This window comes from Dyella sp. 2YAF14 (assembly GCF_052114725.1).
Lineage (GTDB): Bacteria > Pseudomonadota > Gammaproteobacteria > Xanthomonadales > Rhodanobacteraceae > Dyella.
Window position 1 is genome coordinate 1 of the sequence record NZ_JBFRFH010000010.1, and the last position, 26,227, is coordinate 26,227.

The following is a 26,227-nucleotide window of genomic DNA, read 5'->3' on the forward strand; positions in this document are numbered from 1 at the left end:
CACGCACGATGCTGCGGGCGTTATCAGGCCATTTTCTTTGGGTTACTTTCGACGCGAAGCTAGTCCCGAGGGATCTTTTGGGCCAGCAAAAGAAAAGTGACTCGAGCGGCGGCAGCCGTTCGAAACGCCCGCCGCGTAGGCGGCACCCTGGCCTCGACGTGAAAACCAGGCGATATCGCTCCTGGATCCCGGCCTACGCCGGGATGACGACCAAAGGGGCGGCCTGCGCCGGAATGCCGATCGAACGAAACCTACTTAGAGCGAACGCTCAAACACCACACCCTGGTGCTGCACCAGCGGCTCCATCACCCAATGATCCACCAACAAAAACGCAAACAACGCCATCAGATACACGATGGAATAGTTGAACACCTTCATCGCGAAAAACTCATCCGGCGGATTGAGCAAACGGATCGCGTAATAAAGAAAGCCCAAGCCCAACACCACCGCACCGCCCAGATAAACCATCCCGCTATAACCCGTGAGCGCCGGCAACAGCGTCACCAGCACCAGCAGGATCGTGTAGAACAGCACGTGCCAACGCGTGAACACCACGCCATGCGTGACTGGCAGCATCGGTACCTGCGCGCGGGAGTAATCGTCGCGGCGGAAGATCGCCAGCGCCCAGAAATGCGGCGGCGTCCACACGAAGATGATCAGGCACAGCTGCAGCGCAAACGGATGCAGCGCACCCGTGACGGCCGTCCAACCCAGCACCGGCGGAATCGCACCGGCCAGGCCACCGATCACGATGTTCTGCGGCGTGGCGCGCTTGAGGTAGGCCGTATAGATCACCGCGTAGCCGATCAAACCGCCGAAGGTGAGCAGCGCGGTCAGCGGATTGACCAGGAACACCAGGATCAACATCGACACTGCACCTAGCGCGAGCGCAAAGGTCAGCACCTGCTTGGGCTTCAGCTGACCGGTGGCCAGAGGGCGATGGGCGGTGCGCGCCATCACTTTGTCGATGCGCTGATCGATCAGGTGATTGAAGGCTGCAGCGGAACCCGAGGCCATCCAGATGCCCAGCGTGCCGAACACCAGCGCACGCCACGGCGGAATGCCGGGCACGGCGAGGAACATGCCGATCACGGCGCAGAACACCAGCAGCGCGACTACGCGCGGCTTGGTCAGTTCCAGGTACTCATGGAAACGGCTGCTCATCGTCATCGGTATCCGTGGGAAACAAACATCGCGTCCTCGCGACGCTTTTGCGTGCGCGCCAGCGTGGCCAGCAAGGTAAACAGGAGCAGCGCCGCCACGCCATTGTGCAGCGTCGCCACCGGCAGCGGCAGCCCGAAGCGCACGTTGCTGATGCCCAGCAGTACCTGGGTCAGCAACACCACCGCGATCGCCACGCCCAGCGAACGCAGGCCGCGACGCGACACCCGGTGCGAGAGCCAGGCGAGGTAGCAAAATACCACCAGTGCGCCGATGCGATGCGCAATCTGGATGGCGCTGCGCGCCGCCATGTCGAGCACACCGCCTTCATAGTTCACGCCGATGCCGCGCCACAGCACAAAACCCTGCTGGAAATCGGTGGGCGGCATCCACTGCCCGAGGCATTTGGGGAAATCCGTGCCACAGGCGAGCGCGGCATAGTTGGACGAGGTCCAGCCGCCCAGCGCGATCTGCGCGAGCAGCAGGACAATGCCGACGATCACGGTCTTGCGCAGCGCCGCGTGACGGTCGTCGTTGGCACCCACGCCAGCGAAACGCAGTGCCGCATAGGCCAGCAAGGCGAAGGTGGTGATGCCGCCCATCAGATGGCCCATCACCACGATGGGCTTCAACAGCAGCGTCACCGTCCACATGCCGAGCATGGCCTGGAACACCACCACGGAAAGCGCGAGCACGCTGATGCGCCACGCGCCCGGACGATCAAGCCCGATCGCCGCGATCAAGGGCAGCCCGATCGCGAACAGCGATACCAGCAAGGACCAGTGATGCTCGCCCTTGATATACATGCCAACGCCGATCGCCGCGCATAGCGCGCCGACAATCACCGCATAGCGCGCCCATGGGCGACGCCAGCTGGCGATCAAGGCCAGCGCAAACACCAGCGTCCCCAGCGTACCGGCAAGAAAGCGATGCACCTGCTCGCGCCACGCCTTGTGCGTTTCGTAGGGACGATCAGGGAAAGCCTGATTCGCCTGCGCGATCTCGTGCTGCTGTTCCGGCCATGCCGCGCGGCCGTAGCAAGTCGGCCAGTCCGGGCAAGACAGCCCGGCATTGGACAGACGCACGAACGCGCCGAACATCACCACGCCAAAGGCGAACACGGCAGCGAGCAAGGCCAGCCCGCGCAGCACCCTGATCGAACGGGACGTCATCAGCGGATCACCTTCTGCAGATCCTTGCGCAAGCCGGTGGGATCAAAGCCTGCGGGATAGAACGACAACGCGGTGCCGTCCGATTCCACCAACAGTGCATTGACGCTGTCCGGCGTGGTCGGTGCGAAGGGAGCCAGCGCGCCCATCGAATCCTGACCGAGCTTCCAGTAGTTCGTCATCCCCGTGGCAGCAGCATCTGCCGGCGGCTTGCCGACGTAGAGCAGGCGCAGGCGCGGTGCATTCTGGTTGAGCGTGAGGCGCGCCGCGGCCATCTTGGTCAGTACGTCCATGCATTTCTCGGCGCATCCTGGACCGGCCAGGGCGACCAGGGTGAGCTGCGGTTCCTTCGCGCGCCACGCCCAGGTGTCGCCATTGGTGAGCGACACCGGCACCTGCTCGGTGGCGAAATTGCGCTGCGGCATCACGGCAAGGCCATTGGCCTTGCCCGAGGGCTGCCAGCCCGCGAAGGTGAGCAGCATGGCCGCCACGATCGGCGCGGCAAACACCAGCATGATCAACAGCAGTTTTCGTCGGCTTGCGCGCAGTGCGGCGGGATCGGGTGTATTCATGACTGGTCCGGTCGGGAAGGACGACGACGATGCAGCACCAGCAGGATCACCACCACCGCCACGGCGAAGGTGAACCACTGGAATGCATAGGCACGGTGGCGCGCGGGCGGCATCGAGGAGAAATCGATGGTGTGTTCGCGCACGTAGATGGATGCAGGCTCCGCGTCGAGCGCGAGCACCTGCGGATACAGCGTAGCGCCAAGATCGGCCGCCACCTGGGGAAGCTCGAGATAAACCGTGGTCTTTGGCCAGCTCTTCTGCAGGGCGAGGGCATTGCCGCCCATTTCAAAACCAACGCCGGGCGCGGGCACATACAGGCCGTGCAGCTCCAGCGGGCCGGCGGGCAACGGTGGTAATTGCGGCGCCTGATGCGTGCCGTTGCCCGGAAGAAATCCCAGATCGACCAGCAACAGACGATCGCCGTTGCGCGGACGGAAAGGCGCATAGACTTCCACACCGCCGCGCTGGTCATGCTTGGGATTGTCGAGCAGATAGATGCGATCGGCGAGGTAGCTGCCCTGCACGTTGACGCGGGCAAACGCATCGATGGGGGGATTTGAGGCCACTGCGGCAAAGTCGCGCGGAGCCGCGGTTTCCGCTGTGGCATACCGTCGCAGAATCTGCTCTTTCTCGTCCGCGCGATGCAGCTGCCACACGCCCAAACGTATGAACAGCAAGGCACTCACCGCTGTGAGCAGCAGTGCGAACCAGGATGGACGGCGCAGCCACTTCACGCGGTGGCGCCGTGCACGACCGCTATACTGCGGATGTCAAAAACGTTCGGACCAATCACGTGGAAACCATCTACAAATATGCGCTGGTGATTCTGCTGCTGGTGGTGTTGTTCAATCTTGGTCAGGCCCTGTACTTCATGATGACCGACAAGGAAGGCAGCAAGCGCACGGTGTGGGCGCTGACGCGTCGCATCGGGTTGTCGGTGCTGCTCATCCTGATGGTCGTGTTCGGCATCTGGATGGGCTGGCTCCACCCGCACGGCGTGGGCCAGTAATTGTAGCTTCCCGCGGTCGGCAGCGCTCCGCTGCGACATCTGGTTCCATCGAAGGCCCGCCATTGGCGGGCCTTTGGTTTGGGGGGCAGCGGTCCCCTTGTAGGAGCGCACTTGTGCGCGACCACCCCACGGAGCGGAGGCGGCGGGGCGTTGCGATCCCCTTGTAGGAGCGCACTTGTGCGCGACCACCCGGCGGAGCGGAGGCGGCGAGGCGTTGCGATCCCCTTGTAGGAGCGCACTTGTGCGCGACCACCCTACGGAGCGGAGACGACGGGGCTCTGCGGTCGCGCACAAGTGCGCTCCTACAAAGGGGCGTAGAGGGTGTGATCCCCCCAACAAAAAGCCCGCCTTTCGGCGGGCTTTTTGGCCGCTGCGACGCGCCAGCGTCTCAGAGGATGTAGACGAACATGAACAGGCCCAGCCACACCACGTCCACAAAGTGCCAATACCAGGCCACCGCTTCGAACGCGAAGTGGTGTTCCTTGGTGAAGTGACCCTTGGCCACGCGCAGCCAGATGATGGCCAGCATGATGGTGCCCAGCGTCACGTGCATGCCGTGGAAGCCGGTGAGCATGAAGAAGGTCGAACCGTAGACGCCGCTCTGCAGCGTGAGGTTGAGCTCCTTATAGGCTTCGATGTACTCGTGCGCCTGGAACCACAGGAAGGTGGAGCCCAGCAGCACGGTGAAGCCGAGGAACCACAGGATCTTGGCGCGCTGGCCGGCCTTCAGCGCATGGTGAGCAATGGTCACCGTGACGCTCGAGGACAGCAGGATCAGCGTGTTGAGCAGCGGCAGGCCCCAGGGCAGCACCGTCTCGAAATTGCCGCCGATGCGCTCCGGACCACCGCCGCCACCGGCGCCCCACGAAGCGGCGTAGTCGCTCCACAGGAACTGGTGGGTCAGCACGCCATGGCCTTCGCCGCCGAGCCACGGCACCGCGAACATGCGGGCGTAGAACAGCGCACCGAAGAAGGCGCCGAAGAACATCACCTCGGAGAAGATGAACCACATCATGCCCATGCGGAACGAGCGGTCCACCTGGTTGTTGTAGCTGCCCGCCAGCGATTCGCGGATCACCGAGCGGAACCATCCGAAGAACATCAGCAGGATGCCGATGAAGCCGATGGTGAGCATCGTCTTGCCAAAGCCCGCTTCACCCGGGGGAGCGTTCAGCCAATGCGCGGCACCGAGCACGGTGACGAACATGACCACCGCAGCCACGATCGGCCACTGGCTCTTGGATGGAACGAAATAAACGCCTTCTTGCTGGGCCATGCTGAGATCCCTATGGAATGCTCTGTCTACTTCCGCCCGCGCAATGGTCGCCCGGGCTGCAACCCGTGATGCCGCTCGGCACCGCGGAGGAATACGGCGGTTGCGTCAGGAGTACTTCAGCCCCTGCAACAACGAGAGCACGAAGATCGCAAAGGCGATGGTGCCAACCACCGTGACGGTGAGTCGCACACCTTTCTTGCGGGCTTGCTCGATCGTTGTCATGGACGGCTGGTTCATCGCTTCGCTTCCTTCCGCTCCGGCGCGACACCGGAGCGGCAATGCTTGGATCAATCTTCGACGTGACCGTGTGCCAGTTCGTCATCATGGATGACCGGCGGCACATCGAACGTGTGATACGGCGCCGGCGACGGCAGCGTCCACTCCAGGCCCTTGGCGCCTTCCCACACGCGATCGGGTGCCTTCTTCTTGGAGAACCACACCGCGTGCACGATCACGCCGAGGAAGATCAACTGCGAGGCGCCGAACAGGAAGCCGCCGATCGAGCTGATCATGTTGAAGTTGGCAAACGCAACGTTGTAATCGGGGATGCGGCGCGGCATGCCGGCCAGGCCCAGGAAGTGCTGCGGGAAGAACAACACGTTCACCCAGATCACGCTGTTCCAGAAGTGGATCTTGCCCCACGTTTCCGAATACATGTGGCCGGTCCACTTCGGCAGCCAGTAGTAGGCGCCCGCGATGATCGCGAAGATGGCACCGGTCACCAGCACGTAGTGGAAGTGGGCCACCACGAAGTAGGTGTCGTGATACTGGAAGTCAGCCGGCGCGAGCGCGAGCATCAAGCCGGAGAAGCCGCCGATGGTGAACAGGATGACGAACGCGATGGCAAACAGCATCGGCGTTTCGAAGGTCATCGAGCCGCCCCACATGGTGCTGACCCAGTTGAACACCTTCACGCCGGTCGGCACCGCGATCAGCATGGTGGCGTACATGAAGAAGATTTCGCCGCCCAGCGGCAGACCCACTGCGAACATGTGGTGCGCCCACACGATGAACGACAGGAACGCGATGGAGGCAATGGCGAACACCATCGCCTTGTAGCCAAAGATCGGCTTGCGCGCGAAGGTCGGGATGATCTCGGAGACCAGGCCAAAGGCCGGCAAGATCATGATGTAGACCTCGGGGTGGCCGAAGAACCAGAAGATGTGCTGGAACAGCACCGGGTCGCCGCCACCAGCCGCATTGAAGAAGCTGGTGCCGAAGTACTTGTCGGTGAGCAGCATGGTCACCGCACCGGCGAGCACCGGCATCACGGCGATCAGCAGGAAGGCGGTGATGAGCCAGCTCCACACGAACACCGGCATCTTCAGCAGATCCATGCCCGGCGCGCGCATGTTGAGGATGGTCGCGATGATGTTGATCGCGCCCATGATGGAGCTGATACCCATCAAGTGCACGGCGAACACCAGGTAGGCGACCGAGTCACCCTGCAGCGACAGCGGCGGGTACATGGTCCAGCCGCCGGCCGGGCCACCGCCGGGCAGGAACAGCGTGGACAGCAGCAGCGAGAAGGCGAACGGCAAGATCCAGAACGACAGGTTGTTCATGCGCGGCAACGCCATATCCGGCGCACCGATCATCAGCGGGATCATCCAGTTGCCCAGGCCCACGAAGGCCGGCATCACCGCGCCGAAGATCATGACCAGCGCATGCATGGTGGTCATTTCGTTGAAGAAGTACGGCTGCACCAGCTGCAGGCCGGGCTTGAACAATTCCGCGCGGATCACCATCGCGAAGCTGCCGCCGATGAAGAACATCAGCAACGAGAACACCAGGTACAGCGTGCCGATGTCCTTGTGGTTGGTGGACATGCACCAGCGCACGAAGAAATTCTTCGGCGCGCCGTGATGGTCGTCGTGGTGATCGTGTGTAGCTGCGTGGGCCATGCCTTGCACCTCTACCTAAATACGAATGCTGTGATGGGCGATTAGCCCTGGTGGCCCTGGGAAGCAGGTGCGTCGGTTGCCTGCGCCGTGGCGGGCGCGGCAGCGGTGGAAGCTGCCGCCGGAGCGGCAGGCTGCGCCGGCTGCTGCGGCTTGTTCGCCTCGGCCTGCTGATCGGCCAGCCATTTTTCGAATTCGGCCTTCGGCAAGGCCTGCACCACGATCGGCATGAAGCCGTGATCCTGGCCGCACAGCTCGGCGCACTGGCCGCGATACACACCCGGCTCGATGATGTTGGTCCAGGCGGCGTTGACGATGCCCGGGATGGCGTCCATCTTCCAGCCCAGCGCCGGCACCCACCAGGAGTGGATCACGTCGCCGGCGGTGATCACGAAGCGGATCTTGGTGCCCACCGGCACCACCAGCGGCTTGTCCACATTGATCAGGTAGGTGTTGTAACCGTCGACCTTCACCGCGTTCGGGTCCAGGCCCGAATGCAGCTGGCGCGTCTCGTCGCTCTCGCGATCGAGCTTGGACATGAAGCCGACCTTGTCGATCGCCTTGCCCTTGTATTCGACATAGTCGTAACGCCACTTCCACTGGTAACCGGTGACCTTGACGGTCATCTCCGAACCGGTGGTGTCGGCGAAGGTGCGCAGGCCGCCCGTGGCGAGATAGGCCAGCACGATGAGAATGATCACGGGGATGGTGGTCCACACGATCTCGAGCGTCGTGTTGTGCGACCACTTTTCGGCGACCGCGCCGCGCGATTTGCGGAAGCGGAACATCGCGATGAACATCGCGCCGAACACAAGGATGCCGATCACGACGCAAACGCCGAGGGCAACGTTGTTAAGGAAGTAAGCCTCGGGCGACCAGGTCGACGCGCCGCGGGTCATGTTCAACTGCCCTGGCTGCGGATTGGCCAGGGCCACGCCGCCGAACATGGTGAGAGCGAAGAGCGCGCTTGCCGCTACTGCTCGCTTGATGCTGCCAGGCTTGATGCCGCCAGATGTCATGTTTGCACCTTTGTTGAACCTACCTGCGCTGCTGTTGGTTGAGCTCCGCCAGCAACACCATGAGTTTCCTTGACAGCTCGGCACGCTCCTCTTCCCCGAGAAAGCTACCGATTTCCAGCTCGCGTCCGTGCGACGTCAGCAGCAGACGCGCCCTCCCCTGACCGGACCGCAGTTTCACGCGCACCCAATACGTGGGAAAGCGCGCACTGCGACGACCTGGCAGGGATTGCACCTCCAGCGACGACTCGTCGAGGGTGATGCGTTCGCTGCGGTCGCCGGCCCGCCAGGCTACGCCAAGGGCGAAAGCCACCGCGGAGGACTCGACCAGTGCAAACAAAGGAGCGAAGACATTCCCCTGCCATGCTCCCAACACGGCCGTCGTCAGCGCCAGCGCCGCCAGAACTCCGATCAATCGACGCAGGTCGCGACGGCTCAGTGCACGATTGGGCTTGAGCCACATCGTTGCGCACGGCAAGCCGGCTGCTGCTGGTCGAAGCACGATCATGAGAACCCGGCGTGCCTGGAACCCAAGCATGATAGGCCGCGACCGCGTCGGGGAGCAAGAATGACGCATGTGCTTGATTTGAAGCAGGGATGAATGCGCAAGGATGTGCGCACTGATCATTGTGTCAGCTTGATCTCAGCGCGTTTGCGTGGATTGTCATGGGGATAGAGACGGCGCGACGACGGCGCCCACGCTGGCGACCTGACGCCGCGCACCGGGTGCGACGGTTTGCCACACGCCTCGCGTGAGATCCCATGGGTCGCACGACCGTACGTCAGGTCCGGGTGGCTGGTCTTCACGCCCTCACTCCTCGCCCCCGCCTACTACCCAACCGCCAATCCCGCCCATATATAAGGTGTCGGCGCCCGCCTACCGCACCGCAGCACCACGTACGGTCGCGTGCGTATGCCCCCACGCGTACAATCCCGCGATTCCCCGCCCCATCACGTTTCGGCTAAAACCCTGTGACACAACCTATTCTCAGCCCCGAATTGCCGACCGCTGTCGAGCCGGCACGCGCGCGCATCACCGCCAACTGGCTGCGCGACGAGACCGAAGCGGTCAACGACCTGCTGGCCCAGGCCACCCTGCCGCCGGTCGAGCGCGAAAAGGTGATCGACCTGGCCGCCGAACTGGTCACCCGGGTGCGCGTACGCGCCAAGGACCAGAGCGCCGTCGAATCCTTCATGCGCCAGTACGACTTGTCGTCGGAAGAAGGCGTGCTGCTGATGTGCGTGGCCGAGGCGCTGCTGCGCATTCCCGACAAGACCACCGCCGACAAGCTGATCCGCGACAAGCTGGGCGATGCGAACTGGAAGAAGCACCTGGGCCAGAGCGAGTCGTTGTTCGTCAACGTGTCGACCTGGGGCCTGATGCTTACCGGCAAGCTGGTCACGCTGTCGGAAGAGACGCGCCACGATTTCACCGGCGCGCTGCGTCGCCTGGTGGGTCGCGCGGGTGAACCGGCGATCCGCCTCGCCGTGCGCCAGGCCATGCGCATCATGGGCCACCAGTTCGTGATGGGCCGCACCATCGGCGAGGCGCTGGATCGTTGCGCGCAGAAGGAATATGCGGTCTATCGCTATTCCTACGACATGCTGGGCGAATCGGCGCTCACCAGCGAAACCGCCGAGCGTTATCAGCAGGACTACCGCAACGCCATCGCCGCGATCGGTTCGCGCGGTCCGTTCGCCAACCACACGGATGCGCCGTCGATCTCGGTGAAGCTCTCCGCGCTGCATCCGCGCTACGAAGTGGCCAAGCGCGATATCGCCCGCCGCGACCTCACCGCCAAGCTGCTGGAACTGTCGCAGCTGGCGATGAAGAACGGCATCGCGCTGTCCGTCGATGCGGAAGAAGCCGATCGTCTGGAACTGTCGCTGGATATTCTCGGCGACGTGTTCGCACATCCGTCGCTGGAAGGCTGGAACGGCCTCGGCATCGTCGTGCAGGCCTATGCCAAGCGCACCCCGTTCGTGATCGACTGGCTGATCGAAACGGCACGCGCCAGTGGCCGTCGCTGGTATGTGCGCCTGGTCAAGGGCGCGTACTGGGACGCGGAAGTGAAGCGCGCGCAGGAAAACGGTCTTGCCGGTTATCCGGTGTATACGCGCAAGCCGAACACCGACGTGTCGTACCTGGCGTGCGCACGCAAGCTGTTCGACGCCGGCGTGGCGCTGATCTACCCGCAGTTCGCCACGCACAACGCGCACACCATCGCCGCGGTGCATCACCTGGCGCAGAACCGTCCGTACGAATACCAGCGCCTGCACGGCATGGGCACGGACCTCTATGCCGAAGTGATCGGCAAGCAGAATCTCAACGTGCCGTGCCGCGTGTACGCGCCGGTGGGCACGCATGAAGACTTGCTGCCCTACCTGGTGCGCCGCCTGCTCGAAAACGGCGCCAACACCAGCTTCGTCAACCGCGTGGTCGACGAAACGCTGCCGGTGCGCGAACTGGTCGCCGATCCCTGCGAGACCGTGCGCTCCTTTGCCTCCATCCCTCACCCGCGCATCCCCCTGCCGGTGAATCTCTACGGTGAACTGCGGAAGAATTCCATGGGCGTCAACTTCTCCAACGACAACGAACTGAAGGCCCTCGCCGAGGCGATCCAGAGCAAGAGCGGTCCGTGGAACGCCGAGCCGCTGGTGCCGGGCGCCAAGAGCACCGGCGCCACCGTGCAGGTGACCAACCCGGCCGATCGTCGCCAGGTGGTGGGCAGCTATGTCACCGCCGATAGCGCGACGGTCGACAAGGCGCTGGCCAATGCGGTGAGCGCGCATCACGCGTGGGATCGTCTGCCGGCTGCCAGCCGCGCGGCGATTCTCGAGCACGCCGCCGAGCAGCTCGAAGCGCGTCGCGGCGAATTCATCGCACTGTGCGTGCGCGAAGCGGGCAAGAGCCTGCCCGACGCCATTGCCGAAATCCGCGAGGCGGCCGACTTCCTGCGTTACTACGCGACCATGGCGCGCCGCCTGTTTGGCCATCCGGAACAGTTGCCCGGTCCCACCGGCGAGAGCAACCAGCTGTTCTTGAATGGCCGCGGCGTGTTCGTCTGCATCAGCCCGTGGAACTTCCCGCTGGCGATTTTCCTTGGCCAGGTGAGCGCCGCACTCGCCGCCGGCAACAGCGTGATCGCCAAGCCCGCCGAGCAGACCAGCCTGATCGGCTACGTCGCCGTGAAGCTGCTGCATGACGCTGGCGTTCCGGCCGACGTGCTGCAGTATCTGCCGGGCGATGGCGCCACGGTTGGTGCCGCGTTGACGCGCGATCCGCGCGTGTCTGGCGTGGCGTTCACTGGCTCGACGGAAACCGCGTGGGCAATCAACCGCGCCCTTGCTGCACGCAATGCGCCGATTGCCGCGCTGATCGCCGAAACCGGCGGCCAGAACGCGATGATCGCCGACTCTTCCGCGTTGCCGGAACAGATCGTCAAGGACGTGATCTCCTCGGCGTTCCAGTCCGCCGGCCAGCGCTGCTCCGCCGCGCGCGTGCTGTTCGTGCAGGAAGACATCGCCGACAAGGTCAACGCCATGCTTGCCGGCGCGATGGCCGAGCTGAAGGTGGGCGATCCGGGCCAGCTGTCGACCGACGTGGGCCCGGTGATCGACGAGGATGCGAAGAAGATCCTGGTCGACCACGCCGCGCGCATGGACAAGGAAGCGAAGAAGATCGGCGAGGTCACACTCGATCCGGCCACCACCGGCAACGGTACGTTCTTCGCGCCGCGTGCTTATGAAATCCCGGGCCTGGCCACGCTGACCCGCGAGATCTTCGGTCCGGTGCTGCACGTGATCCGCTGGAAGGCCGACGAGCTGCCGAACGTGGTGGACCAGATCAACGCCACCGGTTACGGCCTCACGCTGGGCATCCACAGCCGCATCGACGACACGGTGGAGTTCATCCAGAGCCGTGCGCGCGTGGGCAACTGCTACGTCAACCGCAACCAGATCGGCGCGGTGGTCGGCGTGCAGCCGTTCGGCGGCGAAGGCCTGTCGGGCACCGGCCCGAAGGCCGGCGGCCCGCACTACCTGCTGCGTTTTGCCGGCGAGCGCACGCTCACCATCAACACCACCGCCGCTGGCGGCAACGCCTCGCTGCTCACCATCGGCGAGTAAGCGCACTACGGGCCGGCGCAACTGCGCCGGCCCACTTGTTCGAAGGGAGCCCGCATGCGGCATGCTTCGCGATTGTTTGGTCTGTTCGCCCTTGCGCTTATGTTCTTCCCGCTGCACGCAGCGGAGTCGCGGAGCAGTGAGCAAGGCTTCGTCGCCACCTTGCAGCTGGGTCCCTCACCCGACGTCCATTACCTCGACGCTGCCGGCAAGCCGCTGAGCTATGCCGCGTTCGCGCAGCAGCTCGGCCAGGGCCGCAGTTACAGCAGCACGATGGACAGCAAGGCCAATGCCGCGATGCTGCGCTTGCGGCCGCCGGGCACGAGCACGGGCGCGGGTCGCTTTTCGTTTGGGCGCGGCAGTGCCTTCCCGCCGTTCGAGTTGCCGTCGCTCAAAGGCAATACGCAGCGGCTCAGCGATTTGCGCGGTCGCTACACGCTGGTGAGTTTCTTCTTCGCCGAATGTGCGCCGTGCATTGCCGAAGTGCCGGTGCTCAATGCTTATGCGCACGCGAACGCTGACATGAATTTTGTCGCCATCACCTATGAAGACGCTGCCACGGCGCGCCAGTTCGTGGCCGATCGTGGTTTGAGCTGGCCGGTGCTGCACGACGGGCAGGCGTTGATCGATACGCTGGGCGTGAGCATTTATCCGACCCTGATGTTGATCGATCCGTCGGGTCGCGTGGCGGGTGCGGCGGTAGGCATGTCGATGCGCGAGGGGCAGGACAAGCAGTTTGCGGATCTCACAGGGTGGGTGATGCAGTGGAAGAAGGCGGTGCAGCGTCCTTAATGCGCTAGGTTCTCCCCTGTGGGAGCGCACCCTGTGCGCGACGGCGGCGCCGTGCCGGTATCGCTCCGTTAGGTTGTCGCGCACAGGGTGCGCTCCCACAACAAGCTATGGCGCCGTCACCAGCTCCAACGCCTCATCCGCCACCGACTGCCTGATCAACATCTCGCAATCGCGCTCATAGTTGTTCAATCGGTTTTCCCTGTGCGCGACTGCGGCGCCGTGTCGGTATCGCTCCGTGAGGTTGTCGCGCACAGGGTGCGCTCCCACAAGAAGCTATCGCACCGTCACCATCTCCAACGCCCCATCCGCCACCGGCTGCTTGAGCAGCATCTCGCAATCGCGCTCGTAGTTGTTCGACACCCGCCAGGGCAGCTCACGCCCCTGCTTGGGCAACACCGGCGCACCACGCTGCACATAGCCGGAGGTAAGCGTAGCCATGATCGATTCGCCCTGTCGCTCATCGTCCGGCGCACGCGGCGTCACCACTTCCGCGCCACATTCGCGCATATAGGCAAGCAGGCGGCACACGTATTTCGCCGCAAGATCTGCCTTGAGCGTCCACGGCGCATTGGTATAGCCAAAGATGCAGGCGAAGTTGGGCGTGTCCTGCAGCAGCACGCCTTTGTAGGTGACCAGATCGCCCATCACGCGCGGCTGTCCGTCCACGTCGAGCTTCATGCCGCCGAGCGTCTGCATGTTGAGCCCGGTGGCCGTGATGACGATATCGGCATCCATATGCTCACCCGATGCCAACTGGATGCCGCGCTCCGTGAACGTGGCGATGCCATCGGTGACGACGGAGGCCTTGCCGCTCCTGATCGCGGCAAACAGGTCGCCGTCCGGCACCACGCACAAGCGCTGGTCCCACGGCTCATAGACGGGCGTGAAGTGCCGCATGTCGGCACCCTCGCCCAGCTGGCGCCGCACACCGGAGACCAGGAATGCGCGCACTTTTTCCGGCCAGCGTCGCGCGGCCTTGTAGATAAGCCGCGTGAGAAAAATATTCCGCTGTCGCGCCATGCGAAACACCAGCGACTTCGGCAGAAAGCTTTGCAGCACCGCGGAGATCTTGTCGTAGCGCGGCAACGACAGGATGTAGCTGGGCGAGCGCTGCAGCATCGTCACGTGTGCGGCGTCTCCCGCCATCGCCGGCACCAGCGTGACCGCCGTTGCGCCACTGCCGATCACCACCACGCGCTTGTCGCGATAATCCAGCCCGGACGGCCACTGCTGCGGATGCACGCACTGGCCCTGGAATCTATCCACGCCGGGAAACGCCGGCAGGTAGCCGCGATCGTAGTTGTAGTAGCCGGTGCAGACGATGAGGAAACGGCTGGTGAAGTCGCGCGTTTCGCCGCGCGACTCGTCGAGCACCTGCACGCGCCACAGGCGCTGTGCGCTTGACCATGAGGAGGCGAGCACTTTCAAGCCGTAGTGAATCTTGTCGTGCACGCCGTATTCGCGCGCGGTGTCGATGACGTAGTTGCGGATGGCATCGCCGTCGGCCATCACATCCAGCGCATGCCAGGGGCGAAAGGCGTAGCCGAAGGTGAACATGTCCGAGTCCGAGCGCACGCCGGGATAGCGGAACAAATCCCAGGTGCCGCCCATCGCGGCGCGCCGTTCGATCAGCGCCACGCGCAGCTGCGGATGATCCATGGCGAGATGGCAGGCCATGCCGATGCCGGACAGACCGGCACCGATGATCAACACGTCGAACGTGGAGCCAGCCTCCTGATCCATGCACTCGTCTCCGTGGCATGTCGCAGCGATCCAGGTGGGCAGCTTACGCCGCCTCGCGTGCTCAGTACGGTGTGGGCTCGATCAAGGCCTTTTGCGCGGAACACTGGGGGCTGGTCGTGCTGGGGTTGGCCTGGCGGTAGGCGTCCAATTCCTGCCTGGCGTCGGCAAGGCTGGACTGGAACGCTGGGGATGCGTGCAGGACGGCAACGACGGCAGCGCCATTCATCGCGCCCGCCTCGATCGCACTGAGATTGTGCACGCCGCAGACCACGCGGCTGTCGCCGTAGGAGCGGGATCGCAGCAGCAGCTCGGTCGCGCGATCGGGCGCCAGCTCGGCCAGCACCAGGCCCACCGCCCAACCGCGCGTGGCATGGCCGGAGGGATAGTCGAAGCTGTGCGAAATCTGCACGGTGGACTGGCAGGTCGCGCCCTGGTCGATCAGGAACGGCCGCTGGCGCTGATTGGCTTTCTTGGCCGGCGCGGTCGAGGCATCGGCAGCATTGCTGGTCGCATCCACCAGCGCCGTGAGCTTGGGCAGCCGCGCCGCGTCCAGCGGCACGCCCATGGCGCAGCTGAAATCGCCCATCAGCTTGGGAGTGGCGTAGTCCACGTCCTGCTGTGCCAGCAGCCAGCGCGGTGAGTCCTGCAGTTTGCGGGTGGCCAGGAAGATCTGGCGGTCGGCCTCGTAGCGGGGCGTGCCGGCCTTGGGCGCAGCCGGCAGCAGCTCGGCCGTCTGCAGCGAGGTGGCCACCGAACGGGCGCCGGCAGGCGACACCTTGGCCACCGGGGTTTGCACCGGGGCGCAGGCCGCCAGCGGCAGCAGGGCCAGCCAGGCGGCGCGGCGGCAGGCAAGCAAAAGCGTGTTCATCGGCGTTCTCCCCGGGCAGCGGCGACGCCGGCCTTGTGCATTGCATAAGGCGTTGGCGGCGAGGCCATGATATAGATCAAGCGATCACGCCGGATCATCCGGCGCTCTCAGGGGTGGGAGCCACGTTTCATGACGTCCGCTGTCGTCAGCCAGGTCACCGACGATGCCGCTGCGGCGCCACTGGGCGCCGACGCGCGCTACACGGTGGCCGAAACGCCACCGAACATCCTGGTGCACCTGACCCAGCTGGCCCTGTCGCGTGGACAACGCTGCGACGGCTGGTTCGCCGGCTCGGGGCTGACCCGCGAGCAATTGAACGACCCTACCCTGCGCGTTTCCTACCGGCAGGCGCATTCGGTGATCCGTCGCGCGCTGCAGGCCACCGGCGAGCCGGGCCTGGGCTTGGCGGTGGGACGCGGTGAGACGCTGGGCAGCTTTGGCCTGCTCGGACTGGCCATGATGACCTCGGCCACCTTCGGCGACGCCATGAAAGTGGGCATCGCCCATCATCGGGTGAGCGGCAGCCTGGTCGACGTGAGTTTCGAAGTGGTGGGTCCGCGCGAAGTGGCGCTGGCGGTGTGGCCGCGCTTCAATGACGCGCCGCTGCTGCCTTTCCTGTGCGAGGAATTGTTTGCCAGCTCGCTGGCGATCGCGCGCGAGCTGGCCGGTCCCGGGTTTCGTCCGCTGCGACTGGAGCTGACCTATCCGCGTCCGGCGCACGTGCAGGACTATGCGGATTTCTTCCAGTGCGAGCTGCTGTTTGGCGCACGCCACAATCGCGTGGTGATCGCGGCGCAATGGCTGGAACATCCGCTGCCCTCGCACAACCCGCTGACGGCGCAACAGGCGCTGGCCTTGTGCACGCAGCAGCACGATATCGAAGGGCCGCAGCAAGAAGTGGTCGCATCGGTGGAACGCCTGCTGCGCAGTCACTTGCGCCATCAACCGCGTCTGCCGGATGTGGCGCGCATGCTCAATATGAGCGAACGCTCGCTGCGCCGCCGGCTGGCCGAAGGCGGTCGGGTATTCCGTGAAATCCACGACCGCGTGCGCGCCGAACGCGCGCTGGAATTGCTGCACGGCGGTTCGCTCAGCGTGGCCGAAATCGGTTTGGAAATCGGCTTCAGCGATCCGCGCGAGTTCCGTCGCGCGTTCAAGCGCTGGACCGGCATGCCGCCACGCAGCGCGCGCCAGCACGCTGCCTGAGATTCCGGCTGCGTCAGCTGGATGCATCCATCGGGTTCATGCCGCGCTGCGCTTCCCACGCGGCGTAGTCTTCGGGCGTATCGATGTCGAAGAACGCCGCGGGCAAGTGGAAGCCATCGACCAGGGCTGCGTGCCTTTCCAGCAGCACGTGTGCACCCTTCGCACCATCCAGCGCTGCAAGCTCGCCCGCATGGCTCCAGGGGAAAATGCATGGCGGACTGAATCGACCCTCGTGCTGGCAGGCGAGGATGCGATCTGGCGACTGCGCATGCCTTGCAAGCATGCGCTCCAGATCCACAACGCGGATGGCGGGTTGATCAGCCAGCATCACCATGACCGATTGAAGCGGCGCCGCTTGCATCATCAGCGCCTTGACGCCGGACGCGATGGAGCTGCCCATGCCGCTGGCCCACTGGGCGTTTTCCACCGTATGGACGGCCATTTGATTGAGGCAGTCGACCACCCGCTCCGCTCGCGAACCGACGACCACCATGACCGGACTCAATCCGGCCGCCAGCACGTTGCCGGCGATGCGCCTGACCATCGGTACGCCGTCGATGGAGAGCAGCTGTTTGGGGCTGCCATAGCGACGGGCTTCCCCCGCCGCGAGGATCACCGCTGCCGTTGGAACCGTCGTCGCGGTCACGGGTGTATGGACGTCTGCGTATGCACCAGCGAGCCACCGCTGCGACCGTTGCGCAGAGCCAGTATCTCCGCGGCGATGGCCAGTGCGATTTCCTGCGGCGTCTCTGAGCCGACATCGAGGCCCGCTGGAACATGCAGCCTGTCGTCGGCCTGCGGGAAGGCCGCTCGTACCTGACCCGCACGCTGGCGCGAGCCGATCACGCCGATATAGCGCACCGGCGTTGCCAGCAGAGGCGCGACATACGCTAGGTCAAGCTCCAGCCGATGGGTCATGACCACCACCGAGGTCTGCGGGTCCAGTACCAGGTCCGTGAGCAGGGCTGCGGGAGTTTTGTAGACGCGCTGCACGCCATCGGGCGCGCGATCGGCGACTTCGCGCGTACTCACCATGGTCGTGCGCCAGCCCAGTTGATGGCCGAGCTGAGCCAGTAGCTCCGCACCGGCGCTATCACCCACGATTAATAACGCATGCGGCGGCCGCAGCGTTTCCAGCAGTGCGTCGTAGCGCTGCCCTTCGTTGTCCACCTGGCGCGTGACGGCACTGCCCGAAGCGACGGCCTGCGTGGTCAGGTTCGCAAGAACCTGCTGCATGAGTGCAGCCTGCCCGATGTTGGTCCACAGGCTGCCGCTGCCGCGAACCAGACGCAGGGGACGACGTGCAATCGCGCCGCCATCCACCGCGAACAGCGAGGCCATGACGCCGGGCATGCGCCTGGCATGCAGCTCGGCGATGGCATCGAGGAACTGCAGGTCGCCCGCTTCGTGCCACGGTTCGATCAGCACTTCGAGCTCGCCGCCGCAGCCGGTTTCAATCATCACGTCGTAATTGCTGTCGCGACCGTAGGCCACCAGCGCGGCCTCGGCGTAATCCATGGCATGTTGCGCGCGCAGCACGATATCACGCTGCGGGCAGCCGCCCGAGAGTTCGCAGACCATGCTGCCGTCGCGATGCACCAGCATGCTTGCGCCGGCGCGGCGGAAGGTGGAACCGCGCGTGCGGGTGATGGTGACCAGGGCAGCCTCGCCCGTGCCCCGATCGAGCTTCAACGCCTTGGCGGCGCGGTAGAGCGAATCGAATTCCTGGGCGACATTCATGGCGTGAAGTCAGCAACGCGGCACGTCGATGCTGCGTCAAAGCCGGTGTAGTCTGCCAGTGCATAGACGCTTGATCGCAGGATCTCCCTTCACTTGATCTTTCGTTCGGCGGGAGGAACATCGTCGCGTCCAAGCGCCGCGCGACCTTGTCACCGCCTGTGGTCCAGCGTGTTGCCCAATACGGTGAACTCGTCTCGTCAAGGAGAGCCCGATGATCGTCCTTTCCATCAACGGCCAGGACACCCAGGTCGACGTACCTGAGGACATGCCGCTGCTGTGGGTGTTGCGTGATGTGCTGGGACTCAATGGCACCAAGTTCGGTTGCGGCATGGCGCAATGCGGCGCCTGCACCGTGCATCTGGATGGCCAGGCCGTGCGCTCCTGCGTGCTGCCGGTGACCGGTGCCGTCGGCAAGAAGATCACCACCATCGAAGGACTCAACGCCACCGACCTGGGCAAGCGCGTGCAACAGGCATGGCTGGGTATCGAGGTGGCGCAGTGCGGCTATTGCCAGACCGGGCAGATCATGTCGGCCGCGGCGTTGCTGGCTGAAAAGCCCACGCCCACCGACGCGGATATCGATGCGGCCATGTCCGGCAATATCTGCCGATGCGGCACCTATGTGCGCATCCGCGCTGCCATCAAACAGGCGGCCACCGGCCAATTGACGCTGCCGCAAACGATCGTCTGAGTTCGGCCACTCCGTTCACTGCTGACTGCCGAGAGTTCACCATGATGCTACGCGTAGATAACGAGTTGGAGTTGCCGAACCCGGAACGCCGCGAGCTGATCAAGCGGGGCGGACTGGTGGTGGCCTTCATGTGGCTGGGCGGTGCCAGCCGGGTTTGGGGATATACACAAGGCGCGCGCCTCGAGCCGGATCATCCGCAGTTCGCGCCGAACGCGTTTGTCCGCGTGAACACCGACGGCAGCGTGCAACTGGTGATGCCTTGCATCGAGATGGGCCAAGGTGCGTATACCGGGCAGGCCACGTTGCTGGCCGAAGAACTCGATGTCGGCCTCGATCAGATCACCGTCGAGCATGCACCGCCCAATCGCAAGCTGTATTCCAATCCCTTGCTCGGTGACCAGGCAACCGGCGGCTCAACCACCATCCGTTTCTGCTGGACCACCTTGCGCGATGCCGGCGCTGCCGCGCGGGCCATGCTCGTGACAGCCGCGGCGCAGCGCTGGAAAGTGGATCCGTCGCAGTGCACGGCGGCGCGCGGCGTGGTCACGCACACGGCGAGCGGACGCACGCTGCGCTACGGCGAGCTCGCTGATGCCGCCGCGAGCGTGACGCCGCCCACCAAGCCGACCCTGAAGGATCCCAAGGACTTTCAACTCATCGGCAAATCGTTGCGCCGAGTGGACACGCCGGCCAAGGTCGACGGCACATTGCCGTTCGGCATCGATATCCGCGTGCCCGGCATGAAGGTCGCCACCGTGCAGGCCTGCCCCACCTTCGGCGGCACGCTGGCATCGGTGGACGATAAGCGCGCACTGGCAATACCTGGTGTGCTCAAGGTGGTGAAGATCGACAACGCCGTCGCGGTGATCGGCGAACACTTCTGGGCGGCCAAGCAAGGCCTCGAAGCGCTCACCATCCAGTGGAACAAAGGTGCCGGTGCCGGCTACAGCACGGAGCAGCTGTACAAGGATCTTGCCAACGCGTCCGAACATGGCACGCCCATCCTGGGACGCGAAGTAGGCCAGGTGGACAAGGTCCAGGGGAAAGTGGTTTCCGCAACGTATCAGCTGCCGCTGCTGGCACACGCGACGATGGAGCCGATCAACACCACGGTGCATGTCCGCCCCGATGGCTGCGACATCTGGGTCGGCACGCAGGTACCGGCACGCTGTGTCGACGTGGCGATGAAAGTCACCGGCCTGCCTGCCGAGAGCATCCAGGTCCACAACCAATACATGGGCGGCGGCTTCGGCCGGCGCTTGTTCGAAGACTCCGTCGGCCAGGCGGTGGCGATTGCGCGCGCGGTGGACTATCCGGTCAAGATCATCTGGACGCGCGAAGAAGACATTACGCAGGATCGCTATCGGCCGGCCTACTACGATCGCATCTCCGCAACGCTTGACGATAAAGGGCACCCGATCGCGTGGACGGATCGCACCACCGGCCCGTCGATCCTGGCGACGTTCGCTCCCGGGGCGATGGGCAAGAACGGCCTTGATTCGGACCTGGTCGAATGCGCCGCCGACATTCCCTACCAGATCCCCAATATGCGCGTGGACTGGGTTCGACACGACATGCCCAATGGGATACCGATTGGCTGGTGGCGCGGCGTCGGGCCGACCCACAATGTGTTCGTCGTTGAAAGCTTCATCGACGAGCTGGCGCATGCGGCGGGCAAGGACCCGATGGCTTATCGGCGCGAAATCCTTGCTGACAACCCACGCGCCAAAGCCGTGCTGGAACTGGCCGCCGAAAAATCTGGCTGGGGACGCGAAACCGTGCCGGCACGGCATGGCCGCGGCATCGCCTTGGCCGCACCGTTCGGCAGCTATCTGTGCGTGATCACCGACGTCGAAGTAACGCCACAGGGCGAAGTGATCTTGAAGCGAGCGGTGGCCGTGGTCGACTGCGGCACCGTGATCAACCCCAATACCGTCGAAGCGCAGATCGAGGGTGGCGTGATTTTCGGCTGGAGCGGAGCGCTGTACAGCGGCATCACCTTGAAGGACGGCGCCGTAGAGCAGCGCAACTTCAACGACTATCGCGTGCTTCGCCTCAATCAGACACCGCCGATCGAGGTGTACCTGATACCCAGCAAGGAAACACCGGGCGGCATCGGCGAAACCGGCACGGTGATGGCGATGCCCAGCCTGGCCAACGCGATTTTTGCGGCAACCGGCGTGCGTCTGCGCACGTTGCCGATCGATCGCTCGGCGCTGGTGCAGGACAAGAACGCACTCAAGTCGGTGCTGTCGGCAGCGAACCCTGCACCATCCACGCCGGGTGGCGTCGCTGAGCAGCCGGGGATAGTCACATGAAAATCGGGCGCATCATCGGAACGATCGTCGGCGTCGTCGTGCTGATCGCCATCGTGTTCACCGCGTACGCGCTGATCACGGTCACCCATGGCGGCAACGAACAGGCCACCCAGCCCCAGGGCGCGGGCGTGCCGGCGGATCTCCCCGCCACCATGGCGCGCGGCGAATACCTCACGCGCGCGGCCGATTGCGAGGGCTGCCATACCGCACCGGGTGGCCAGCCGTTTGCCGGCGGCGTGGCGTTCAAGTTGCCATTCGGCACCATCTACTCGTCCAACATCACCGCCGACAAGGAAACCGGCATCGGCGACTGGAGCGACGACGAATTCGTGCGTGCACTGCATGCCGGCGTCGACAAGCAAGGGCGGCCGCTGTATCCCGCCTTCCCCTATACCTCGTACACGGCCTTGAGCCGAGACGACATCGTCGCCATCCGGGCCTATCTTGCCAGCCTGCCGGTCGTGCATGCACCGGCGCGGCCCAACGAGCTGTCCTTCCCGTTCAACCAGCGCTGGACCTTGAGTTTGTGGAATGCCGTCTTTCTCAAGAAGGATCGCTTCCAGCCCGAACAAGGCAAGCCCGAAGCGTGGAATCGCGGCGCGTATCTCGCCACGGCGCTAGGCCATTGCGGCGAATGCCACACGCCGCGCAACGTCGGTTTCGCCATGAACAGCAGCAAGGCATTGGCCGGTGCCGAGCTGCAGGGCTGGCAGGCTTACAACATCACCTCGGACAAAGAGCATGGCATTGGTGCATGGAGCGACCAGGAGCTGATCGATTACTTCTCCAAAGGGCATGCGGCAGGACGCGGCACCGCATCCGGGCCGATGGGTGAAGTGGTGGGCTACAGCCTGCAACACCTGACGCCTTCGGATCTTGCCGCGCTGGTTGCGTATCTGCGCGATGTGAAACCCCAACAAGGCGGTGCGCCGCCAGTCGCGGCTGCAGCGGCGCCCACAGCGACCGCCGCCACGGCGAGCCCAGGCGAACAACTGTTCGTCGGCGCCTGCGCCGGTTGCCATCTGGAAAGCGGCCAGGGTCGCCAGACCAACTACGCAATGCTCACCGGGCTGCGTTCGGTGCGCGATCCGCACGCCACCAATCTCACCCAGATCATCCTCAATGGCTCGTCGCTGCATGTCGGCGGCCAGGAGGTGTTCATGCCTTCGTTTGGTCGTGCGTATTCCGATGCCGAAGTGGCTGCGCTGTCGAACTATGTGGTCAGTCATTTCGGTGGACAGCAGGGCACGCTGAGCGCAGAGGACGTGGCCAAGCGGCGGTGAAGTCGTTGCAACGACGCGGCATGATCGCCACGTTTCTCTATGTCGTGACAGCGAATTCGACGGGAACAGCATCGACCAAAAGGCGTACTTTGCGCATTCGCGCAAACTGCGTTTAGCTCACATGTCGCAGTTCGCATTGCGACCATCGACCCCCTAAATCGTTGCTTCAATGAAACACCCGCGATAACACCGGTCGCGCAAAATGAGGGGAGGCTCCGCGCAAATTGGGGGAAACTCCCGATGTTGCAGCGCATGCCAACTCGTAGCCTGTGATCGCCGCTTGAGCCCAAGCCGCGATTCTTACGAGGACAATGTCATGCCGCGCTATATCGTCGAACGTTATTTCCCGAACGGCCTTTCCCTGCCCACCAACGCCAGCGGCGCCGCCAAGTGCGTCGAGATCGTCAATACCAATGCCCAGGAAGGCGTCACCTGGCTGCACTCATACGTCAGCGAGGACAAGACCCGGACCTTTTGCGTCTACGATGCTCCCACGCCCGAGGCGATTCGCCAGGTGGCCCGCCGTAACGAGCTCCCTGTAGATCAGATCACCGAAATCTCCGTACTCAACCCCTATTTCTATTTGAGTATGGCGGGAGCCAGTCGTGCATCGGCGACGCGTACGGTTTATAGAGCACCGTGGCGACCGTTCCGCTATTTCCTCTGACGGAACGACGCCATGCAGGTTTCGCCCACCCTCCCCCCGGTCGGTGCGAACGTTGATCCAGCGTTGAGGATGGCAGGTTGGAACTGGTCGAGCGTGACTACGCCCTGCGGCGGCTTCGGGATGCTCTCGAGCTCGCGCGACAAGGCTCAGGCCGCACCGCACTGGTGTATGGCGAAGCAGGCATCGGCAAGACGTCTCTGGCGCGATGCCTGGCTTCGACTCACAGCGATGGGCGTGTCCTGATCGGCGGGTGCGAAGCGTTGTTTTCGCCCCGCCCGCTCGGGCCGTTCTACGACATCGCCGACGCCTTCACCAGCAAGACGCGCAATCTGCTCGGACGCGAAGGCCGTCGCGCGGAACTATTTGCCTCGGTGCTCACCGATCTGCAGGAGCTCGATGGCACCACCCTGGTGGTGCTCGAAGACCTGCACTGGGCCGATGCCGCCACGCTGGATCTGGTGAAATACCTGGCGCGGCGCATCGAACGTGTGCGTGCGCTGTTGGTGCTCACCTATCGCGATGATGAACTCGACGCACGGCATCCGCTGCGCATGCTGTGCGGCGACCTGCCGAGCGAAGTCGCCGTGCGCGTGCCCTTGTTGCCGCTGACGGAGGCGGCCGTAGTGGACATGGCGCGGCGCACCGGCCATCCGTCCGAAGGTTTGTTCGCAGCCACCGCCGGCAATCCATTCTTTGTCACCGAAGCGTTGTCGGCGGAAGGTTTGCCCGCCTCCGTGCGCGACGCCGTGCTGGCTCGCGCAGGACGGCAGTCACCGGCCGTGCGCGAGTTGCTGGATCTGGCCGCCATCGTGCCGGCGCGCATCGAAGTCTCGCTGGTGGAGGCGCTGCTCGCACCCAGCGACGAAGTCGTGGCTGGCGCGCTCGCGTCCGGATTGCTGGTGGCCGAAGGCGGCAGTTATGCGTGGCGCCATGAACTGGCGCGCATCTCGATGGAGCAGGCGCTGCCCGCGCCGGTGGCGACCGCGTTGCACGCACGCCTGCTGCATCATCTGGAGACGCTGGGGGATGGCGTCGCCGTCGCGCGCCTGGTGCATCACGCCGCCGGCGCAGGCGACTGCGCGGCGGTGATGAAGTACGCACCCAAGGCCGCGGACGACGCCGCCGCGCATGGCGCGCACTGCGATGCCGCCTGGCTCTACGGCAAGGCGCTGCCGCATGCAGGCGGGCTGGCCGACGAGGAGCGGGCCGACCTGCTCGAGCGGCACGCCTATCAGTGTTATCTCACCAGCCAGATCGACTGCGCCATCGACTCCAACGAGGCCGCGCTGGCGATCTGGCAGAAGCTGGGCGACGACCGCCAGGAAGGCCATTTGCTGCGCTGGCTATCGCGCATGTATTGGTTTGCCGGGCGCAATGCCGAAGCGGAGGTCTACGGCAATCGCGCCGCGCAGTTGCTGGAGTCCATCCATGCCGACGAAGAGCTGGCATGGGCGTTCAGCAATCGATCGCAGATGCGCATGCTGTCGCATCGCACCGCCGAAGCGGTGGCCTGGGGCAAGCGCGCGATCGAGATGGCCGAGCAGCAAGGCAACACGGAAGTGCTGGCGCATGCCTTGAACAATGTCGGCACCGCGCGCGCCGTGCACGGTCATCCCGATGGCCGGGAGATGCTCAAGCGCAGTCTGGCCATCGCCACCGAACACGGCTATGGCGAACACGTGGCGCGCGCCTACGCCAACCTCACCAGCAGCTCGGTCACCACGCGCAATTATCCCGATGCCCAGTGGTATATCAGTCAGGCCGCCGTGTATTTCTCCGACCGCGATCTCGATTCATGGTCGCAATACGTGGTGGCCTTGCAGACCCGCGTCGATTTTGAATTGGGCCGCTGGGATGCCGCCGGCCAGCTCGCCAGTCAATTGCTGACGCGCAGCGACGTGACGCCGGTGACGCGCATCCCCGCACTCACCGTGCTGGCACGGATCCGCTTGCGCCGGGGCGATCCCGGTGCTGCCGCCGCGCTGGAAGAAGTCACCGAACTGGCGTGGGCCACCGGCGAACTGCAGCGTCTCGCGCCGGTAGCCTCAGCGCGTGCTGAAGCCGCGTGGCTGGCGGGCGACGAGACCGGCGACGACCCCTTCGTGCGCGAGACCATCCGACTGGCCGAAGAGTTGGGCGATCCGCGCGCGCTGGGCGAACTGCTGTTCTGGCGTCGATGGATGGGGCTGGGCGGCTCGAGCCCGGGCGAGATCGAAGCCAACTATGCGTGGCAGCGCGATGGCCAGTGGCAGCAAGCGGCCATGGCCTGGCAGGGCATGGGCTGCCCTTACGAGCGCGCGCTGGCTTTGCTCGAGGGCGACGAGCATGGCATCGCCGAAGGCCTGGCCACACTCGAGTCACTCAAAGCCACGGCCAGCCTTCGGCGTTGCCGCGACTGGCTGTGCCGCGCCGGCATGCGCGGCGTCACGCGCGGCCCGCGTGCCAGCACCTCGGCGAACCCTGCCGGACTCACCCTGCGCGAACTGCAGATCCTCGACCTGCTCACCCAGGGCCTGTCCAACACCGAAATCGCCGGACGCATCGCACGCTCGGAGAAAACCGTCGAACACCATGTGTCCGCCGTGCTGCGCAAGCTCGACGCGCGTTCGCGGGGCGAGGCGGTGGCGCAGGCGGGCCGGCTGGGGCTGGGCGAGACGCACTGAGCGACGCGATCAGCCCTTCAGCTCGGC

The 26,227-nt window shown here is 64.6% G+C and carries 22 protein-coding genes; 9 read left to right on the forward strand and 13 right to left on the reverse strand.

Features of this window, described 5'->3' with window-relative positions:
• Positions 1 to 255: 255 nt before the first annotated feature.
• From cyoE to AB4Y82_RS14365, 4 genes are read right to left on the reverse strand one after another with little or no spacing between them, the layout of a single operon-like run.
• Positions 256 to 1,170 (reverse strand): heme o synthase, encoded by a 915-nt coding sequence (gene cyoE / locus AB4Y82_RS14350; protein WP_441602915.1) that lies wholly within the window; start codon positions 1,168 to 1,170, stop codon positions 256 to 258.
• Positions 1,167 to 2,333 (reverse strand): COX15/CtaA family protein, encoded by a 1,167-nt coding sequence (locus AB4Y82_RS14355; protein ID WP_441602914.1) that lies wholly within the window; start codon positions 2,331 to 2,333, stop codon positions 1,167 to 1,169. The genes cyoE and AB4Y82_RS14355 overlap by 4 nt, the downstream gene beginning before the upstream one ends.
• Positions 2,333 to 2,902, reverse strand: a complete 570-nt coding sequence (locus tag AB4Y82_RS14360) for a hypothetical protein (RefSeq protein WP_441602913.1) — start codon at positions 2,900 to 2,902, stop codon at positions 2,333 to 2,335. The genes AB4Y82_RS14355 and AB4Y82_RS14360 overlap by 1 nt, the downstream gene beginning before the upstream one ends.
• The gene (locus AB4Y82_RS14365) at positions 2,899 to 3,636 is read right to left on the reverse strand and encodes an SURF1 family protein (protein WP_441602912.1); all 738 of its coding nucleotides are present in this window, start codon (positions 3,634 to 3,636) and stop codon (positions 2,899 to 2,901) included. The genes AB4Y82_RS14360 and AB4Y82_RS14365 overlap by 4 nt, the downstream gene beginning before the upstream one ends.
• 59 nt (positions 3,637 to 3,695) lie before the next feature.
• Between AB4Y82_RS14365 and AB4Y82_RS14370 the strand changes: the two genes are divergently transcribed.
• Positions 3,696 to 3,911, forward strand: a complete 216-nt coding sequence (locus AB4Y82_RS14370) for a twin transmembrane helix small protein (protein ID WP_046971617.1) — start codon at positions 3,696 to 3,698, stop codon at positions 3,909 to 3,911.
• 388 nt (positions 3,912 to 4,299) lie between these two features.
• Here the strand turns inward: AB4Y82_RS14370 and AB4Y82_RS14375 are convergent, their stop codons facing one another.
• From AB4Y82_RS14375 to AB4Y82_RS14395, 5 genes are all read right to left on the reverse strand, one after another.
• Entirely contained in the window at positions 4,300 to 5,187 is an 888-nt protein-coding gene (locus AB4Y82_RS14375; RefSeq protein ID WP_441602911.1) for a cytochrome c oxidase subunit 3, read from the reverse strand.
• Positions 5,188 to 5,292: 105 nt separating this feature from the next.
• A complete protein-coding gene (locus AB4Y82_RS14380; protein WP_275586833.1) occupies positions 5,293 to 5,424 on the reverse strand; it encodes a hypothetical protein in 132 nt (43 codons plus the stop codon).
• A 50-nt stretch (positions 5,425 to 5,474) separates the two neighbouring features.
• Positions 5,475 to 7,091, reverse strand: coding sequence for a cytochrome c oxidase subunit I (gene ctaD, locus AB4Y82_RS14385; protein WP_441602910.1), 1,617 nt, complete (start codon positions 7,089 to 7,091; stop codon positions 5,475 to 5,477).
• A 41-nt stretch (positions 7,092 to 7,132) separates the two neighbouring features.
• On the reverse strand, positions 7,133 to 8,107 hold the full coding sequence (gene coxB, locus AB4Y82_RS14390; RefSeq protein WP_441602909.1) for a cytochrome c oxidase subunit II: 975 nt from the start codon (positions 8,105 to 8,107) through the stop codon (positions 7,133 to 7,135).
• Between the two features lie 19 nt (positions 8,108 to 8,126).
• Positions 8,127 to 8,567 (reverse strand): DUF2244 domain-containing protein, encoded by a 441-nt coding sequence (locus tag AB4Y82_RS14395; RefSeq protein ID WP_441602908.1) that lies wholly within the window; start codon positions 8,565 to 8,567, stop codon positions 8,127 to 8,129.
• A gap of 509 nt (positions 8,568 to 9,076) precedes the next feature.
• On the opposite strand from AB4Y82_RS14395, the gene putA reads away from it, so the two are divergent.
• Together putA and AB4Y82_RS14405 are read left to right on the forward strand one after the other, a co-directional pair.
• Entirely contained in the window at positions 9,077 to 12,232 is a 3,156-nt protein-coding gene (putA, locus tag AB4Y82_RS14400) for a bifunctional proline dehydrogenase/L-glutamate gamma-semialdehyde dehydrogenase PutA (protein WP_441602907.1), read from the forward strand.
• Positions 12,233 to 12,286: 54 nt separating this feature from the next.
• Positions 12,287 to 13,021, forward strand: a complete 735-nt coding sequence (locus tag AB4Y82_RS14405) for a TlpA family protein disulfide reductase (protein ID WP_441602906.1) — start codon at positions 12,287 to 12,289, stop codon at positions 13,019 to 13,021.
• Between the two features lie 273 nt (positions 13,022 to 13,294).
• Here AB4Y82_RS14405 and AB4Y82_RS14410 read toward each other — a convergent pair whose 3' ends face one another.
• Complete coding sequence (locus AB4Y82_RS14410) at positions 13,295 to 14,764, reverse strand: flavin-containing monooxygenase (RefSeq protein ID WP_441602905.1); 1,470 nt, start codon at positions 14,762 to 14,764, stop codon at positions 13,295 to 13,297.
• 61 nt (positions 14,765 to 14,825) lie between these two features.
• The gene (locus AB4Y82_RS14415; protein ID WP_441602904.1) at positions 14,826 to 15,632 is read right to left on the reverse strand and encodes an acid phosphatase; all 807 of its coding nucleotides are present in this window, start codon (positions 15,630 to 15,632) and stop codon (positions 14,826 to 14,828) included.
• 129 nt (positions 15,633 to 15,761) lie between these two features.
• On the opposite strand from AB4Y82_RS14415, the gene AB4Y82_RS14420 reads away from it, so the two are divergent.
• Positions 15,762 to 16,838 (forward strand): AraC family transcriptional regulator, encoded by a 1,077-nt coding sequence (locus tag AB4Y82_RS14420; protein ID WP_441602903.1) that lies wholly within the window; start codon positions 15,762 to 15,764, stop codon positions 16,836 to 16,838.
• A gap of 13 nt (positions 16,839 to 16,851) precedes the next feature.
• Here AB4Y82_RS14420 and AB4Y82_RS14425 read toward each other — a convergent pair whose 3' ends face one another.
• Positions 16,852 to 17,484, reverse strand: a complete 633-nt coding sequence (locus tag AB4Y82_RS14425) for a nucleotidyltransferase family protein (RefSeq protein WP_441602902.1) — start codon at positions 17,482 to 17,484, stop codon at positions 16,852 to 16,854.
• Positions 17,481 to 18,578 (reverse strand): XdhC family protein, encoded by a 1,098-nt coding sequence (locus tag AB4Y82_RS14430; RefSeq protein WP_441602901.1) that lies wholly within the window; start codon positions 18,576 to 18,578, stop codon positions 17,481 to 17,483. Before AB4Y82_RS14430 ends, AB4Y82_RS14425 begins: the two co-directional genes overlap by 4 nt.
• Positions 18,579 to 18,789: 211 nt before the next feature.
• Here AB4Y82_RS14430 and AB4Y82_RS14435 point away from each other — a divergent pair, with 211 nt between their 5' ends.
• From AB4Y82_RS14435 to AB4Y82_RS14455, 5 genes are all read left to right on the forward strand, one after another.
• Positions 18,790 to 19,269 (forward strand): (2Fe-2S)-binding protein, encoded by a 480-nt coding sequence (locus AB4Y82_RS14435; RefSeq protein WP_441602900.1) that lies wholly within the window; start codon positions 18,790 to 18,792, stop codon positions 19,267 to 19,269.
• A 41-nt stretch (positions 19,270 to 19,310) separates the two neighbouring features.
• Complete coding sequence (locus tag AB4Y82_RS14440) at positions 19,311 to 21,587, forward strand: molybdopterin cofactor-binding domain-containing protein (RefSeq protein ID WP_441602899.1); 2,277 nt, start codon at positions 19,311 to 19,313, stop codon at positions 21,585 to 21,587.
• On the forward strand, positions 21,584 to 22,870 hold the full coding sequence (locus AB4Y82_RS14445; RefSeq protein ID WP_441602898.1) for a c-type cytochrome: 1,287 nt from the start codon (positions 21,584 to 21,586) through the stop codon (positions 22,868 to 22,870). The genes AB4Y82_RS14440 and AB4Y82_RS14445 overlap by 4 nt, the downstream gene beginning before the upstream one ends.
• A gap of 316 nt (positions 22,871 to 23,186) precedes the next feature.
• Complete coding sequence (locus AB4Y82_RS14450; RefSeq protein WP_441602897.1) at positions 23,187 to 23,537, forward strand: DUF4242 domain-containing protein; 351 nt, start codon at positions 23,187 to 23,189, stop codon at positions 23,535 to 23,537.
• 77 nt (positions 23,538 to 23,614) lie between these two features.
• Positions 23,615 to 26,200: an ATP-binding protein gene (locus AB4Y82_RS14455; RefSeq protein ID WP_441602896.1), complete on the forward strand. Its 2,586-nt coding sequence runs from the start codon at positions 23,615 to 23,617 to the stop codon at positions 26,198 to 26,200.
• Positions 26,201 to 26,227: the final 27 nt, after the last annotated feature.